Below are 15,895 nucleotides of genomic sequence, written 5' to 3'. Positions count from 1 at the left end.
CACCCATGCCTGTACCCGCTCCCAGCCCCGACGCCCGCGCCGTCGTCACCGGCGCCTCGCAGAACATCGGCGAAGCGCTGGCCACCGAACTCGCCGCCCGCGGCCATCACCTGATCATCACGGCCCGCCGCGGCGACGTGCTGGCCGAGGTCGCGGGGCGCATCACCGACAAGTACGGCGTCACTGTCGAGGTCCGGGCCTGCGACCTGACCGACCCCGCCGACCGCGACAAGCTCTGCGAGGAACTGGCGCAGCGCAACATCTCGATCCTGTGCGCCAACGCCGGCACCGCGACGTTCGGCGCCGTCGCCGACCTGCCCGCCGAGGGCGAGAAGGCGCAGGTACAACTCAACGTTCAGGGCGTGCACGACTTGGTGCTGGCCGTCCTGCCCGGCATGATCGCGCGGCACGGCGGCGGCATTCTGATCTCCGGTTCGGCCGCGGGCAACTCGCCCATCCCGAACAACGCGACCTACGCCGCCTCCAAGGCGTTCGCCAACACCTTCAGCGAATCGCTGCGCGGCGAGCTCAAGCCGCACGGCATCAACGTCACGCTGCTGGCGCCCGGACCGGTCCGCACCGAGCTGCCCGACCCGGCCGAGCAGTCGCTGATCGAGCGGCTGATCCCCGATTTCCTGTGGATCGACACCGAGTACACCGCCCGGGTTTCGCTTGACGGCCTCGATCGCAACAAGATGCGGGTCGTGCCCGGTCTGACGTCCAAAGCCATGTCGGCGGCGAGCGGCTATGCCCCGCGCTCGATCGTCGCGCCGATCGTCGGCGCCGTCTACAAGAAGCTCGGCGGGTCGTAGCGGCCGGCATCCGGCGGCAGGCCGCGCCGAATGCAACTGGGTGGCGGAAAATCGGCCCAGAATTCGCCCTGCAGTTGCATTCGCGACAACTCCGCGCGCGAGCCTGACGACAGGGCGGAAAAGGCCGGCCGAAACCGCCGTGTGGTCAGGCTCGAGCCCGACCCGCCCGCCGCCCTACCTGCGGCGGGCCGTGCCGAGCAGGCTGCGGGTGATCTCACGCCCGGCCACGGTCGCCGCGGAGCGCAGGAAGCTCTTGAACGCGGTGCTCTGCAGGACTTCCGCAACCATGCCGGGGCCTTCTGCTTCGACCTCGACGCGGCCCGATGCGGTGAGGTCAGGCTCTTCGGCCGGCGCGGGGGCGGGCGCTGCGTCCGGGGCCGCAGGCGGCGCACCGGCCGGCGCCGGCTGCGCAGACAGCCGCTCGTAAGCCGAGTCGCGGTCGACTGTCGTCCCGTAGGTCGCTTGCAACGGACTGGCCTTGGCGGCGGCGGCGATGGCGTCGGGGCCGATGGTGCCCATGAGGGAACGCGGGGCGCGCAGCCGGGTCCACGCCACCGGAGTCGGCGCACCGACCTCGGACAGCACCGTGATGACGGCCTCGCCGATGCCCAAAGATGTCAGTGCCGACTCCAGGTCGTAGACGGCCGTCTTCGGGTACGTCCGCACCGTCTTCGTCAGGGCCCTCTGGTCGTCGGGGGTGAACGCCCGGATCGCATGCTGAACCCGTGCGCCCAGTTGGCTGAGCACGTTGTTCGGAATGTCGGTGGGCAGCTGCGTGCAGAAGAACACGCCGACGCCCTTGGAGCGGATCAGTTTGACGGTCTGCTCGACCTGGTCGAGGAACGCCTTCGATGCGTCGGCGAACAGCAGGTGCGCCTCGTCGAAGAAGAAGACCAGCTTGGGCTTGTCGGCGTCACCGATCTCGGGCAGCGTCGTGAACAGGTCCGCCAGCACCCACATGAGGAACGTCGAGAACAACACCGGACGCGCGGCCTGGCTGCCCAGTTCCAGCAAGGTGATGATGCCGCGGCCCTGTGGGTCCAGCCGCATCAGATCCTCGGGCCTGAGCTCGGGCAGCCCGAAGAAGGTGTCTCCGCCCTCGGCCTCCAGGTTGATGAGCGCCCGCAAGATCACGCCCGCGGTGGCCGGCGACACCGCGCCGAGTGCCTTGAGCTCCTCTTTGCCGTCATCGCCGGTCAAGAACTGGATGACGCCGCGCAGATCCTTCAGATCATCGAGGAGCAGGCCCTTCTGGTCTGCCCAGTGGAAGATCAGACCGAGCGTCGACTCCTGCGTCTGGTTGAGCCCCAACACTTTCGACAGCAAGATGGGCCCGAAGCTGGTGACGGTCGCACGCACGGGAACGCCCACGCCGGTGGTCCCCAGGGACAGGAACTCGACGGGGAACGCGGTCGGCGCCCAGTCGTCGCCGGTGTCCGTGGCGCGCTGAGTGGTCTTGTCGCCCGCCGCGCCGGGCTGCGCGAGCCCCGACAGGTCGCCCTTGACGTCGGCCATCACGACGGGCACCCCGGCCGTCGACAGCTGCTCGGCGATCACCTGCAGCGTCTTGGTCTTACCGGTACCGGTCGCGCCGGCAATCAAGCCGTGCCGGTTGATGGTGACCAGCGGAATCTTGACCTGAGCGCCGGCATCGACAGCTCCGTCGACGACGACCGCGCCCAGGTTCAGCGCCTGGCCGCTGACGGCGTAACCAGCGGCGATCTGCTGCGCGGGGGATGCACTCGATTCGGTCGTCATGCGCCTGACCCTACTTCGTCGGGTCGCTGGTGACCGGGTATGGACACCCCGTGATCGGCCTGGGAATAGTCTGGAACACCGTGCGTGACGAACTGGTATGGATCGACTGCGAGATGACGGGACTGGATCTCAAGTCCGACAGACTCATCGAGATCGCGGCATTGGTCACCGATAGCGACCTGAACGTGCTCGGCGACGGGGTCGATGTGGTGATCCACACCGACGATGCCGCACTCGACGGGATGGCCGACGTAGTGATGAAGATGCACACCCGCTCGGGCCTGATCGACGAGGTGCGTACGTCCACCGTCAGCCTCGAAGACGCCGAGCAGATGGTGCTGGACTACATCCGCAGCCACATCGGACAGGCCAAAACCGCTCCCCTGGCCGGTAACTCGATTGCCACCGACCGCGGCTTCATCGCCCGGGACATGCCTCGCCTCGATGACTTCCTGCATTACCGGATGATCGACGTCAGCTCGATCAAGGAACTGTGCCGCCGCTGGTACCCGCGAATCTATTTCGGACAGCCGGACAAGGGGCTCGCGCACCGCGCGCTGGCCGACATCCACGAGTCCATCCGCGAGTTGAAGTACTACCGCGGCACCGCGTTCGTGGCCGCTCCCGGCCCGTCTACCAGCGAAATCGCGGCTGTCGCCGGTGAGCTGGGCCCGCCGACCAACGACAACGCGGTAACCGATTCGGCTTAGCGCGCCGAAGCGGCTACTATCTACGACGCTGCTTCTGCCGCGAGGCTCGCAGCAATGGTGGCTGTAGTTCAGCTGGTAGAGCACCAGGTTGTGATCCTGGGTGTCGCGGGTTCGAGTCCCGTCAGCCACCCCGAGGTAGAACATCGCCTCACCCGCATGTCCGCGGGTGGGGCGATGTTTGTTTTCCGGGCCACGCCCAGCCCACTGGCACAGTGGTGGGCGTGGGTGACGTGACCGAGTTGCGAGCCGTCCGTCTCGACGGGCCGCGCGTCCGCCTTCGCAAAGCGCGCGACGACGACGCCGAGGGCCTGATCGAAACACAGACCGACGAACGGTTGCGGCGGTACCTCGGTGGCCCGCGGCCCGTCGATGATGTTCGCGCCGTGATCGAATCAGTGGGGGCGGCAACACTATTGGAAGCCCCCGGCTGCTACGTCGTGGCAGCCGGGGATTCCGACGAAATGTTGGGGACGGTGACACTCGACCGGCGTCGCAACGATGTTCCCGGCCACCTGGACCCCGGTGGCTACGAGCTGGAGCTGAGCTACGTCTTTCGGCCGCACGCGTGGGGCCGGGGTTATGCGTGCGAAGCTGCGCGACTGTTGCTGCGGTACGCGGCCGGCGAACTGGACGACCAACCTGTCGTGATCGTCACCCAGACCGCCAACCGCGCCTCACTGCGGCTGGCCAAGCGTCTCGGCTTCAGTGTGGTGAGCACGTTCGAGCAGTACGGTGCCGAACAGGCGCTGGCGACCGCTCAACTGGCCACGTTCCGCCGCCCTGAACCGTAGCGTCAGCCGGGCACCTGATCGAGGAAGCCGTGCACCGTCCGGATCCGGCCGTCGTCGTCGGTCGCCAGCACGTCGAAACCGACGATCGGCGGCTGCTCCCCCGCCGGCCCCAGCCCCCACTGAAAACGGGCCTGGTTGTGGTGGCTGTCCGGACCGCTGACGAGCGAGAAGACGAAGCCTGGGAACTGGGCGTGGACCGCACCGATCACCCCGGCGATGGCGTCGTGACCGCCGACGTCGGCCATCGGATCGGTGTACGTCGCATCGGCGGCCCAGTGGTCATCCAGGAGAGCCTTCCGTTCGGTGGGGTCGGTGGCGTTCCACGTCTTCAGGTACGCGGTGACGATGCCGTTCATGCTGATGTCGTTCATGCTGACCTCTTTCGTGTCGGGTTGGTCAGCTCAAAGCTTGGCCGCCGAAGGTCACCAAGTCGATTACGTCACGGGTAATGATGTTCTGCTGCTTAGGTTTTCGTCGACACCGCCACCGTAGGCGTCATCGGGCCGGCGTTGAGCCTGGAGCTACGGCGCAAAAGGTCGAGTAGCGAAGACCCTCAGCGCAGCGTCAACACAAGACCAGCGTTGACCCTGCGGCTACGGCGCAAAAGCCGAGTAACCAAAACCCTCAGCGCAGGGTCAACCTGAAACGACGAAAGCCCCCTCCCAAAGGAGGGGGCTTTCGTATCTGTGCGCCGTCAGGGTTTCGAACCCCGGACCCGCTGATAAGTAGTCGACACTACTTAGCGCTACCTAACAGGTTTCGATAGATCACCATCTACCTGCGAAAACACACCCACCGACGGTTTTGTGCAAAGCGTTGACAATGAATGAAAACCGTCAATACCGGTGAATAAGCGATGGATCCACCGTCCGCGCCAATTCGGCACATAAAGTCACGTCCGTGCCTTGGATCCACCACGATGAGCAGAGAAGCCGCGCGTTCAATGATTGGAAGGCCATAGACGCCGACATCCGTTCTTACATACAGCTTTCTGAGAAATGGGCCTCGGTCGCCTACGCCCAATCCTTGGACGATGCCAGGAACGAATTCGAGAGGCGCTTCGATCCCGACAACGACGAGCCCAACGAGTATTTCTACGACTTCCTGAGCAGAGTGGGCTACCTCTGGGAGGAGGACTACTTTTGGATGCTCAGAACAGGGGCACTACGTGATGCGGTCACGGCGTTCGAAGTGTATGCCGAGAAGAGCGCCGGCGAGGCCTTAGGACGATGGCGCGGCGTCGACGACGTCGATGGCTCCGTCCGCCGGTTGACTCCGGTCGTTAGAAAAGGTCAGAACTCTCCCTCCTGGGGAACGCTGTGCCGTATACACGAGGCCTTGGGCAGCAATCTCGAAACCGATAACGTCACGTACATCCGCGAACTGAGACATCTGCTAGCCCACCAACGCGGTGAATTGCGCACAAAGGAACTCCGTGAGCAGTTCATGACGGAAACCGGACCAACGCGCGGAGGACCTTTCGACCCCACGGACGTTCCACTGACCTCGCTTCGGCTCCAGCAGATGTTGGACGACCTCGCGTCAGCCGTCCGAGCATGCGACGGCGCTATCTGGCCACAAACACACACAAGCGAGCCACCTGCGGCTTTGGGCGCGCTGCTGGACGGAAAGCGTGCAGCAATAACCCTCGGCCCGAAATGAACGGTGGCGGACGTTGCTGCTCTGTTCGACGGACTGCACATCAATTTCGTCGAGGTGAAGCGGTGCAAGCTGTACCAGCCCGAACAGAGCCACTCGCGGTTGGTCAAGTCCAGGGACGTGGTGTATGACGTCGTCGTGTGATTCTTCGAGGTAGTTGGGTCAGGCGGGCAGTGCCGCGGGGGTAGCCTCCTGTTCGGTTGGGGTGTCGTTGACGGTGCGTGATTTGCTCAGAACGTCGAGGCCGAGGTAGCGCCGCGACTCGGCCCATTCGTCGTGTTGTTCGGCCAGCACTGCTCCGACGAGACGGATCAGGGCCGCGCGGTCGGGGAAGATGCCCACGACGTCGGTGCGCCGGCGGATCTCCTTGTTGAGTCGTTCCTGGGGATTGTTGCTCCAGATCTGGCGCCAGATCTGCTTGGGGAACGCGGTGAACGCCAGCAGATCCGGCCGCGCCGCTTCGAGGTGATCGGCGACATTGGGCAGCTTGTCGGACAATGCGTCGATGATCCGATCATATTGAGCAGCAACGGATTCAGCGTCAGGTTGGTCGAACACCGAGTGCAGCAGGGTGCGCACCCAGGGCCACGAACTCTGGGAGTGACGGACATCAGGTTGGTCGTGTAGTGGGTTCTGCAGCGCTGCCACGCCGCTCCGGGCAGGGTGGCCCCGATGGCGGCGACCAGCCCGGCGTGGGCGTCGCTGGTGACCAGTTTGACCCCGGACAGGCCGCGGGCGGTCAACGACCGCCAGAACGTCAACCAGCCCGCCCCGTCCTCAGCGGTCGTGACATCGATTCCCAGGATCTCGCGGTAGCCCTCGGCGTTGACCCCGACGGCGATCAGGGCGTGCACGTTGACCACCCGGCCGGCTTCACGCACCTTGAGCACCAGAGCGTCCGCAGCGACGAACGTATACGGGCCGGCATCGAGCGGCCGGGTCCGGAACGCCTCCACGGCGGCGTCGAGTTCCTGGCCATCACCGACACCTGCGACTTCGACAACGACGTGATGCCCAGGGTCTCGACCAGCTTGTCCATCCGCCGCGTCGAGACACCAAGCAGGTAACACGTCGCCACCACCGTGGTCAGGGCCCGCTCGGCGCGTTTACGGCGCTCCAGCAGCCAGTCCGGGAAGTAGGATCCTTGCCGCAGCTTCGGGATCGCAAGATCCAAAGTCCCTGCACGGGTGTCGAATTGACGGTGTCGGTAGCCGTTGCGGGAATTGGTGCGCTCAGCCGAGCGTTCGCCGTAGCCGGCACCGCATAGGGCGTCGGCTTCGGCGCCCATCAGGGTGTGGATGAACGTGGCCAGCAGCTCGCGCAGCACGTCGGGATGGGCAGTGGTGAGTCGTTCGGCCAGCACAGTGGGCAGATCGATATTGTGGGCAGTGGTCATCGCGTCGATTCCTTTGCTCGAGTGACTTTGGACGGTCTCTCGAAGAATCACGCGATGACCTTCAATCACTCGGCTACGACACGCCGGTACCGCTGATCAGGTCCGACTCGTACACCACCTTGATGGACGCAACCTCGCGGTTCCGCACAAGGTGTTGAAAATCAATGAAACCGTCAACAGAGGTGACCAAACGATGAATCGATCTCACGCGATCGACGGTCGCCGAGGCCGGTTCGTCACTGCAAGGTCGAGCAAAACCGGCACACGCCCCTCAGTCTTCAACAGCGTGAAGGGGTACACGTGATTTGCCTCCACAGGAAGCCGCGCGACACGTTCCCGGATTGCCTCGCCAACGGTGTCCGCCATCCGTTCGCACTGCGCAACAATCCACAGGCAACGGCCATTCGCAAGCGGCATCCGACAAACCTCCCCCACATGGAAGTCGAGTGACACTGGACAGCAACCGGGTTCGCCGACGTAGAAATGGAAGCAAAGTTGCCAGGGGTGTGGCGGCGTAACCCACCACTGGATTGTCTCGGCTCTCTTGAGCGGCGGTGTTTCGTCGAACACGCCGAAGGTGGTAGTTGGAGTCGCGACGGTGAGTTCGTGCCGCCACCCAGGCGCTACCTCTGTCGTCTGACCCAGATTCAGCCTCCAGCGCTCTGAGAGCCCATTGGCGACGGAGAACTCCTTGGTGAACGCACAGACCGTTGCAGGTGGACACCCCCGCTCTCGGTCAGCGTCATGGAGGCTCACTTTGACCGCTTTCATGGTCTGACGGGTACCCACATAGAAGTCATCTCGTCCCCGCTTGTTGCTAACTCCCTCGACGCGCCAGGTGCTCGACCGCGGCCCCTCGGGGTCACCCGCCGCCCACCGGACCGTCCCTGGGCGGTCAAGGATCACTGGCGGCGGTGGATCAATCACCGTCATCGCGTTGCACGCGCTTTGCGGCGGTTCCGCACAAATCCAAACGCGCCGATCATCAAAGCGACCTGCAGCACCAACGCGATCCAGCTCCACTTGTCCTTCCAACCGAGGTCGCCACCCCACGTTGGTCCGTACCAAAACACCGCAGCAGCGACCACGCAATAGAGCACGAAGAGTGTCCCCGCCAGCAACTCCCGCCCAGTTGCCTTGGCGTATCCCGTGGACGCCACACAGATAGCCGTTGCGACGGCGTAGCCGAGCTCAAAAACAGCCACTGGAGACGGTGTGCCCACATAGCCGAGCGCCACAGCTCCCAGGTAAGCGAGCAGGGCCGCCAGTATTGCCGACAGCGTTCTGGTGGTGACGTCTCGGTAGAAGGACTCTTCCCGGAACCAGCCGCCAACAACGTCGCCGATCGATCGCGTTTCCGAAACTTCTTCAGCGGGATCAGGATTCGGCTTGATCAGCGCAGCTTGAGCCTGTGCGAGCGCGATGGCCTGATCGTCTGTCAGCGCCTCCAAATCGATCTTTCCGAGTCGCGCACCGACCGCCCCCAATGCATCCTGCGTCATAGCAATCCCTCCCCTAGTTGAATCCATTCCTGCTGACTGCGACTCCACGAATCGCCCGGCCTGACTCGATGGTGCCGCATTGGGGTGACAACTCTGTTTGCGCGCGGATGACCGTGAGACCGCTCGCTGTTGTTAGGTGCCGCGGCAAGCCACCGGCAATTGCTTTAGGGCGGGCTGTCGGACACTCCCTTACGAGGTGCCTCCTCCTGTCGGTGTCGAGTTAGATGATCGTCGGGTGAGCGTTGACGAAGGGGTCTGCTGCACGATCAGGTGACAGTTTCGGTCACGCGGCCTGACTGGCCGGTGTGGTCATGATTGCTTCGAATTCGATCGGGGTCAACCGCCCGAGGCCGGACTGGCGGCGGCGCCGGTGGTAGGTGCGCTCGATCCAGGTGACGATCGCGATACGGAGTTGTTCTCGGTGTCCCAGCGGCGGCGGTCGAGCACGTTCTTCTGCAGCAGGCTAAAGAAGCTCTCCATGGCGGCGTTGTCGCCGGCGGCTCCGACACGGCCCATAGAGCCGACCATCTCGTGTTGATTCAAGGCGTGTACGAATTTCCTTGACCGGAACTGAGATCCGCGATCCGAGTGCAGAATGCACCCCGCGACATCTCCGCGTCGGGCTACCGCGCTGTGTAGTGCCCGGATGGCCAGTTGTGACTTCATTCGGGAGTCGATGCTGTAGCCGACGATCCGGTTGGAGAACACGTCCTTAATCGCACAGAGGTAGAGCTTGCCCTCACCGGTGCGGTGCTCAGTGATGTCACTGAGCCACAACTGATTTGGCCCTTCAGCGGTGAAGTCACGCTCGACAAGATCGTCGTGCACCGGCGGCCCGACTTTGCCGTTCTTGCCGCGTTTCTTACCAAACACGCTCCACAGTCGATTCTGCGAGCAGATCCGCCATGCGGTGCGCTCGGCCATCGGCTCGCCGGCATCGCGCGCCTCCTCCACGAGGTAGCGGTAGCCGAACTCCGGATCGTCTGCGTGCGCGTCGAACAGCGCATTGGCGCGGTAGGCCTCGATGAGTTCGGCCTCGGTGATGGGGTCGGCCAGCCAGCGGTAATACGGTTGGCGGGAGAGCTTGAGTACCCGGCACGTCACCGCGACGGGGATCCCGTCGGCGGCGAGCTCTTTCACGAGCGGGTAGACCCTTTTCCCGGCAGATTGGCCTGCGATAAATACGCTGCGGCCCGACGCAGCACCTCGTTCTCTTGCTCTAGCAGTTTGATCCGCCGTCGGGCTTCGCGCAGCTCACCGGACTCGCTGGCGCTCTTGCCGGGCTTGGTGCCTTCGTCGATGTCGGCCTGACGGAGCCATTTCTGCAGCGTCATCGGGTGCACTCCGAAATCGGTGGCGATCTGCTCGATCGTTACACCGTCATCGCGGTTGCGAGCGACCCGGACGACGTCGTCGCGGAACTCGCGGGGGTAGGGCCTTGCCATGGGGACATCCTTCCAGCCCGCCCATGCTGGGCAAGCCAACTCAGATGTCACCTATTCGTGCAGCAGACCCAAAGCACAGACCCCACGGTCGTAAACCTACGTCTGACAAGCGACCTGAGCCGCGTTCTGTACCCGACGCTTTCAGCATTCCGCCTTATGGCTGAGGTAGTTGGGTTGCTCCAGCAGCGGTCTTCACCAGCCATTGACACTCGACGTTGATCGACGTGTGAAACCGACGGAAGGCGCTACTGCCGCCGGGGGCTGTCGGCGGGCCATGCGGGGACTACCTGCCACCCCAGGCTTCATAGTCGGCCGCGTCCAGAGTAGGACCCACGATTCTCAAAGGCCCTCGCATAGACGAGGCTCTAACATTCCCTGCCGGATCGGCGGAACAGAGGTGTCGTCGCGCTAGCTGTTGGGAGACAACTGCACAACGACAACCCCCGCTATGGTCTCTGGCATGGCGGCTGTCACGGCGTCCGTATCGACCCTTTCTGATGACACAAGTTCGAGCACGTAGGACGGCGGCGTGTGCCGCAATGGGTTAAGCACTTGCTCGAAATACGGAGTGCCCCAGTGGTCGTCGGGAAATTCCGAGAAAACTGACCCCAGCCGATCATGGCTACCCCCCAGTATTCCGCTCACAGCATTCGGCATCGCGTTGAACTGGCCCAGGCGCGCCTGAAGAACGCGATCGATCATCGCCCGAGATATCGCGCGCACCCCGCGCTGCGGCATGGTCAGAAAGTCCACAAGGCCTGGCGCAATCCCCGTCAGCGGGTGAATTGGCACGAATCGAGCAGATTCCGGTGTCCACAGATTTTCGAGGGCGATCGACCATTCGTACGTGGTCTTCGAGTCGATTACCAACGGTTCCCGGGCCAACAAAGCAGGCATCACCGAGAGCGATCGCCGAGTGCACTCTAGGCAGCCCTCGGCTTGATGACTATCTGAACACCGCTCCCACCTCCGATAGTTTCCCGTTCCGAGGTAGAGCGCGTATGCCGGAAACAAGCCTAGTGTCTCTGCCGTGGAGATAAGTTGCCTCCGCTGCCTGTCACTCCCCCTCGGGTAGGCAAAGTCAAAGTGCCACCGCCCCCCACTAACCGCCACGCGCTTCGCCTGCACGAGCATCCCGTAGGCAGCAGTCGCGTCGACCCACCACCAAATCCAGTCGGCACCGCTGATGAATTCAGCGGGCTGGCTAAACGGCGCTACCGTCACAGCCGGGGCGGCGCGAGAAGTCACAATTTCGGTGATCCCCACCTCGCCCCATCGGAGGGATGCCTGCTCGCACGCGGCCATGTGCCGCACAGAATCGACGCGCGCCAACTCGAACGCAGCTTTCACTGTCGTCATCGTCCGTATCCTGCCCGGCCGGGGAACGAGAAGCTACGCGGTACACGGTCGCCGGGAACGCCGTGCATCACTACGCTCTGATCGCGCCTGGCGGAAGCCACAGCGTCGCCGTCAACGAGGACCGCACGTTGCCGCTGCGGGCTGTCAGTTCGACAACCGCAATCCAAGAGCCGCCCGACCGTCTGATCCATGCCAGCTGGCGTCCGGGCATCCCGTAGTCAACCTGAAGCCCACCTGACTTGATCCACATGGCCAGCTTGTCGCGGCGGGTGCCCGAGTGGGGCAGCCAGCTGGTGTCGACGAAGACAGGACGGTCGCAGGGGTACAACGTCGGATACCCGTTGATGTTTTCCCATGTTTCGAAGACACGTTCGATTATGGCATTGTGGCGAACTTCCGACCCTCTGATCACCCGCAACCGGCTTCCCGGGGGCCGAGCAGTCGTCGCACCCGTAGTTACTGCGCCTGCAAGATTTTCGGGACGGGTAGGTCATCACGCTGGAGGTCGCCGGAATAGCACGGGGTGGTGCCGTTGACCGTTGGCGGCGAACCCGGTGGGTTAGCCGCCTCGATCTGCAAGCTGTAGCCATCTGGGGCGTAGCCGAAGCGGTTGGGTTTCTGAAAGCCGTCGCGCTCGATGACGTGCCAGCCCCAACTCTTCCAGATGTCCCCGATCTGAGCGATGGCGTCGTTGGGGTTGGTGCCAGCGGGCAGTTTCAGATCGCCGATGGTCGAGAACTCTGTCGGCGGCTTGCCCGGCCCCGTGGGGTTGTCCTGGCAGGGCGCGTTGCTCCCGGCACCGCCGTAGCGGGTGGCGTCCAGGATGGTGCCCGGCGGCAAGGCTGTGAGCGTCTTCTTCAGGTAACCCACGACGGTGTCTTGAGCCTGCTGCTGGCTGGTCGGCGTGATGGTGTGTGGGTTCCAACCGGCAGGCGGTGGGGGTGCCGATGTCATTGGGCTTCCTCCGATCTGTGTGGCCCCGGTAGGCACGCTCGGGCCCAGATCGCTGTGTTGTCCACACGCCACCAGCGCACCGACAGCGGCGACACCAACCAGCGACGCGGCGACAGTCCGCAGGCCTGAGGTGCATTTCATCTTCTGTCGCCTATCCACTTGGGTATCCGATCACAGGGGGCGGCTGACCGGCTATCACCGCACCCATGTTTCTCAACGCCACATTGCCGGGGCTCCAGTAGGAGCTGTGGGCTTCGACGGTGGGCAGGAGGCTGTACGGGTCCAGGCTGGGGCCTGGGGCTGCCATCAGGTCGGTGGCACCGAACGACTGGCCGATCGGGTCGGGCCCCAAGGTCGTGTCGGTGGCCAGTGAGATGACGTCGTTGAGGGCCTTGGTTGCGTAGACGTGCCCACCCGGATCGAGGTTGAGGTCTCCGGCGTGGTTGACGAGCATGCCGGGGCTGCCTACCGCGATGATGTTGTTCGCATCGAGGTGGTGCCCGCCGCTGGCGGCGGCACCGACCAACGTCGATCCGTAGCTGTGGCCGATGACGGTATTGATGGACGGGTCTCCGACGTGAGAGGCTCGCAACCCCGCCTGGAAAGCATCCAGATTGCCCGCACCTGATGTGGCGGGATCAGTAAACGAGGCTTCGGGCAGGTTCATTGGGCGGTCGTAGCCCATCCAGGTCGTCACGGACACGTCGCCGGGCATCAGGCTCTTGTCGGCGGCCAGGGCCGCCTGATACATGCGGATCGACTTCTCGTTGCTTCCCTCGAAGGCGTTGATGTTCTGGCCAGTGCCGGGTACGAACGTGGCGTCCCGTTTGGCCAGGTCGGGGTTCTGCAATGACACGGCAGCGTGCCCCTGATCGTCGAGCAGCCCCAGGAATCGAGGAATGCCACTGTTGGCACCACCCTTGGGTGGGTTCAGCGCTCCATTTACCGCCTTGTATCCATCGAGCTGAGACTTGGCGGCCTGCAGCTGAGGGCCAAGCGCCGCAAGAGCATTCCCCGTCTCACTGCTGTGGTCGCCCATGTACTGCTTCGCGGCCAAGGCATCGAACCGGCGCTGCAGATCGTCGACATTGGCCTGCGAGTTCTTCATCAACTCGTCCAGGTGCATCCGGTTGTAGTGGTCCTTGCCCAGATGATCGGCGGGGTCGAACGGCATGCCCGGATGGTTACCGACGTTGTGGTCCTGGGCGTACAGCCAGTCCTTCTCCTCTGGCGTGAGCTTGTTCCACAGCTCATTGAACTGTTTGGGGTCCTCCGGCAGTGGCTTCGACAACGCGGCCCGCACATCTGGCCGAGTTTCCGTCGGCCCGGTCGACTCTTTACCCGCCGCTGTGATGGCGCGGGCGAGGTCGGCGTCGGCGGTGTTGGCGTCGGCGAGCACCTTGCTGATCCGGGTTTCCAAGTCCACTTTCTGCAGGAAACGCATCGGGTCGCCGGAGTTGTCCTTATCGAGCGAAGTAACCGCTCCCGTCGCTGGGTTGATGTCGAATCGTTCCGCCTTGGCATCGCGGTAAATGCCCTGCAGGGTCTGGCGGACCGAGTCGATCTCATCGGCGGACTTCTTGGTCGCAGCTGATACCGCTGCCATCTCCTCGGCGTGAGCGGCCAAGTGGGAACTCAACTTGTCCAACGAGGCACGGGCGGCATCTGCACCAGTCCCCTGCCAGCTGGCGATCAGCGGCAGCTTCGACAGTCCGGCCTTCACCTCATCCGAACTGGCACCACGCTTGCCCAACGCATCCGAGACTTCCCGGACTGCCGACGGGTCCCAGCGTTCGATGTCGGCCAGAGTGACCGCCATCAGACCTGTTTGTTGATCGCCTGCGCGCCGTTCGCGTCAGTGCTGGTGTACTTGTGGGCCGCGGCGCTGAATGCCTCACCATGTGCAGAAATGTCACCGCACAGCTGCTCGGTGGTCGCCTGCCACTCAGCCAACTTCGCCTGCAGCGCCGCTGCTGAAGCACCTATCCAGCTTCCCTGCGCAGCTTCCATATCCGCATGAGCATCCGCGTGCGCCGTTCGCAGTTCAGCGTGGTGCATATCCATATGTGCTGACGACATGTGCAGATCAATCGGGTCGACCTTCAGATGATCAGCCATTTCTCCCCCAACCAAAATCCTGCACGCGGCCCCCGCCGCGTGCGCTCAGCCGCTATTCATCATATGGCCACCCGCGTGGCGGTAGCGTCGCCAAATTCTTCGCGTTAGCTGGTTACATAACCGACGCCGATGACCAGCTCACCACGTCCATCCGTCTGCTCATCAATGACGCAGTCCCGCGGCCCAGTGCACGCCGGAAATCAACCAGACGACCTACCTGACGGCCGATGACCACGACGAACTCGCCCAGATCAAAGGGCTGGAATCATGTACCCAAACCCGACAGCCTCCAGACCTTGATCAATCTCCCGGCCGATCTGACCACGACTACCCGAATTGTCGTAGCCGCTGTTTAGCGTGGCGCTATGAACATCCCGAATATGGGTTTGACTGCCGAGCAAGCCGAGGCCTTATTCAACTTCAAGCACAACGGCGTCCTTAGTCGCATCGACGAACGCGGCCAGCGTTGCGGTGACCTGTACCGGTGGGCGCTGAACCCACACACTGCCGAACCGCTGAGCCCACTTGCCGACGACGACGCGGCCTTCATGCAGGCATACCCTCTGACTTTGGCCGGACCGCAGGCAGTCACCGAGCACGCCCTGTTTCCGGCGATGAGCGCCGTCGAGAGCATAAACACCGTCGGGGTATTAGTGGCCCGCCGCAAGTCGCACCGGCAGCCGCACGTCGCCGAGGTGCTGCAACTGTGCCGGGTGGCAATGGAATGCGCTGCCCTGACCATCTGGCTGCTCAGAGACCCGTCACGCGAGGTCCGGCGAGACCGGTGCATGTCAGAGGAAATGGAGCAGCTGGAGCAGCAGAGTCGGTTCCTGTTGATCGGCAAGGAGGACGAGGACGGCAACCCGACCCGGTACCCAGCGCAGCTCCTGACAATGAACGCCGAGCATCGGCGCAAGTTCGGCGGGATGCTCGCCGAAGCGAAGACGGCGTACACCTTCGCCAAGCCGCCGTCGTTCACCAAGATGATCCGGGAATCCGCGCAATGGGTCGATGCCCACGTCCCGGCCCACGACAACGGCGAGATCGCCGACCACGGCTTGGAGAACCCGGCGCGGTCCCTCTACTCGTACGGCTCCAGCTTCATCCACGGCTACAAATGGATGACGGACTACACCCGGGGCGGCACCATTTTCACCTTGATCGCCGACGCCCTCGCCGTCACCTTGAACATCGTCGAATGCGCAGTGTGCATGTTTGAGGCGGCGGCGCGAGCCCCCGGCGGGGCGCGCCCCGCCGGGTCCCACCTTCCTGAGCGGTTCGAGCCCACCATCGCCGCGTGGTCTACAGAGCTATTCGAGTAATCGCCGACTCGACACCCGGCTCCGTGCTGGGGTCAGCCGACGAGACGCAAGATGTCGGCGCGGCTAACG

13 protein-coding genes, 1 tRNA gene and 2 pseudogenes are annotated in these 15,895 nt (G+C 63.8%); 7 read left to right on the top strand and 9 right to left on the bottom strand.

Going from position 1 to position 15,895, the window contains the following annotated elements:
• Positions 1-5 precede the first annotated feature (5 nt).
• On the top strand, positions 6-812 hold the full coding sequence (gene cmrA / locus G6N59_RS23885; RefSeq protein ID WP_138229411.1) for a mycolate reductase: 807 nt from the start codon (positions 6-8) through the stop codon (positions 810-812).
• A gap of 174 nt (positions 813-986) precedes the next feature.
• Here the strand turns inward: cmrA and G6N59_RS23880 are convergent, their stop codons facing one another.
• A complete protein-coding gene (locus tag G6N59_RS23880) occupies positions 987-2,570 on the bottom strand; it encodes a helicase HerA-like domain-containing protein (RefSeq protein ID WP_138229410.1) in 1,584 nt (527 codons plus the stop codon).
• An 80-nt stretch (positions 2,571-2,650) separates the two neighbouring features.
• Here G6N59_RS23880 and orn point away from each other — a divergent pair, with 80 nt between their 5' ends.
• The 3 genes from orn (at position 2,651) to G6N59_RS23865 (ending at position 4,071) form a co-directional block, all read left to right on the top strand.
• Positions 2,651-3,280, top strand: a complete 630-nt coding sequence (gene orn / locus G6N59_RS23875; RefSeq protein ID WP_138229409.1) for an oligoribonuclease — start codon at positions 2,651-2,653, stop codon at positions 3,278-3,280.
• Between the two features lie 57 nt (positions 3,281-3,337).
• A tRNA-His gene (locus G6N59_RS23870) sits at positions 3,338-3,410 on the top strand.
• 91 nt (positions 3,411-3,501) lie between these two features.
• Entirely contained in the window at positions 3,502-4,071 is a 570-nt protein-coding gene (locus tag G6N59_RS23865) for a GNAT family N-acetyltransferase (RefSeq protein WP_163911674.1), read from the top strand.
• 2 nt (positions 4,072-4,073) lie between these two features.
• On the opposite strand, the gene G6N59_RS23860 is transcribed toward G6N59_RS23865, so the two are convergent.
• The gene (locus G6N59_RS23860) at positions 4,074-4,442 is read right to left on the bottom strand and encodes a nuclear transport factor 2 family protein (RefSeq protein WP_197907891.1); all 369 of its coding nucleotides are present in this window, start codon (positions 4,440-4,442) and stop codon (positions 4,074-4,076) included.
• A 529-nt stretch (positions 4,443-4,971) separates the two neighbouring features.
• On the opposite strand from G6N59_RS23860, the gene G6N59_RS23855 reads away from it, so the two are divergent.
• Together G6N59_RS23855 and G6N59_RS23850 are read left to right on the top strand one after the other, a co-directional pair.
• Entirely contained in the window at positions 4,972-5,733 is a 762-nt protein-coding gene (locus G6N59_RS23855) for a hypothetical protein (RefSeq protein ID WP_138229407.1), read from the top strand.
• 3 nt (positions 5,734-5,736) lie between these two features.
• Entirely contained in the window at positions 5,737-5,874 is a 138-nt protein-coding gene (locus tag G6N59_RS23850; RefSeq protein WP_163911671.1) for a hypothetical protein, read from the top strand.
• A gap of 18 nt (positions 5,875-5,892) precedes the next feature.
• Here G6N59_RS23850 and G6N59_RS23845 read toward each other — a convergent pair.
• From G6N59_RS23845 to G6N59_RS23815, 7 genes and pseudogenes are all read right to left on the bottom strand, one after another.
• Positions 5,893-7,126: pseudogene (locus G6N59_RS23845) on the bottom strand (IS256 family transposase).
• A gap of 929 nt (positions 7,127-8,055) precedes the next feature.
• Positions 8,056-8,628, bottom strand: a complete 573-nt coding sequence (locus tag G6N59_RS23840) for a hypothetical protein (protein ID WP_138233556.1) — start codon at positions 8,626-8,628, stop codon at positions 8,056-8,058.
• A 283-nt stretch (positions 8,629-8,911) separates the two neighbouring features.
• Positions 8,912-10,073, bottom strand: a pseudogene (locus G6N59_RS23835) (IS3 family transposase).
• 408 nt (positions 10,074-10,481) lie between these two features.
• Positions 10,482-11,432, bottom strand: a complete 951-nt coding sequence (locus G6N59_RS23830; RefSeq protein WP_170212435.1) for a DUF6615 family protein — start codon at positions 11,430-11,432, stop codon at positions 10,482-10,484.
• A 456-nt stretch (positions 11,433-11,888) separates the two neighbouring features.
• The gene (locus G6N59_RS23825; protein WP_179970231.1) at positions 11,889-12,386 is read right to left on the bottom strand and encodes a hypothetical protein; all 498 of its coding nucleotides are present in this window, start codon (positions 12,384-12,386) and stop codon (positions 11,889-11,891) included.
• Between the two features lie 151 nt (positions 12,387-12,537).
• Positions 12,538-14,205 (bottom strand): alpha/beta hydrolase, encoded by a 1,668-nt coding sequence (locus tag G6N59_RS23820; RefSeq protein ID WP_138231930.1) that lies wholly within the window; start codon positions 14,203-14,205, stop codon positions 12,538-12,540.
• Positions 14,205-14,504: a WXG100 family type VII secretion target gene (locus tag G6N59_RS23815; RefSeq protein WP_138231931.1), complete on the bottom strand. Its 300-nt coding sequence runs from the start codon at positions 14,502-14,504 to the stop codon at positions 14,205-14,207. The genes G6N59_RS23820 and G6N59_RS23815 overlap by 1 nt, the downstream gene beginning before the upstream one ends.
• A 365-nt stretch (positions 14,505-14,869) precedes the next feature.
• Here G6N59_RS23815 and G6N59_RS23810 point away from each other — a divergent pair, with 365 nt between their 5' ends.
• On the top strand, positions 14,870-15,826 hold the full coding sequence (locus G6N59_RS23810; RefSeq protein WP_138231932.1) for a hypothetical protein: 957 nt from the start codon (positions 14,870-14,872) through the stop codon (positions 15,824-15,826).
• The last annotated feature ends 69 nt before the right edge of the window (positions 15,827-15,895 follow it).

This window comes from Mycolicibacterium aubagnense (assembly GCF_010730955.1).
Classification (GTDB): Bacteria; Actinomycetota; Actinomycetes; order Mycobacteriales; family Mycobacteriaceae; genus Mycobacterium; species Mycobacterium aubagnense.
This window is presented reverse-complemented; position numbering and strand designations above follow the sequence as displayed.

Coding starts and splice junctions, on each gene's coding strand:
- G6N59_RS23830 (WP_170212435.1), bottom strand. CDS start 11,432: ATGACGACAGTGAAAGCTGCGTTCGAGTTGGCGCGCGTCGATTCTGTG.
- cmrA (WP_138229411.1), top strand. CDS start 6: ATGCCTGTACCCGCTCCCAGCCCCGACGCCCGCGCCGTCGTCACCGGC.
- G6N59_RS23810 (WP_138231932.1), top strand. CDS start 14,870: ATGAACATCCCGAATATGGGTTTGACTGCCGAGCAAGCCGAGGCCTTA.
- G6N59_RS23860 (WP_197907891.1), bottom strand. CDS start 4,442: ATGAACGACATCAGCATGAACGGCATCGTCACCGCGTACCTGAAGACG.
- G6N59_RS23825 (WP_179970231.1), bottom strand. CDS start 12,386: ATGACATCGGCACCCCCACCGCCTGCCGGTTGGAACCCACACACCATC.
- G6N59_RS23820 (WP_138231930.1), bottom strand. CDS start 14,205: ATGGCGGTCACTCTGGCCGACATCGAACGCTGGGACCCGTCGGCAGTC.
- G6N59_RS23840 (WP_138233556.1), bottom strand. CDS start 8,628: ATGACGCAGGATGCATTGGGGGCGGTCGGTGCGCGACTCGGAAAGATC.
- G6N59_RS23815 (WP_138231931.1), bottom strand. CDS start 14,504: ATGGCTGATCATCTGAAGGTCGACCCGATTGATCTGCACATGTCGTCA.
- G6N59_RS23880 (WP_138229410.1), bottom strand. CDS start 2,570: ATGACGACCGAATCGAGTGCATCCCCCGCGCAGCAGATCGCCGCTGGT.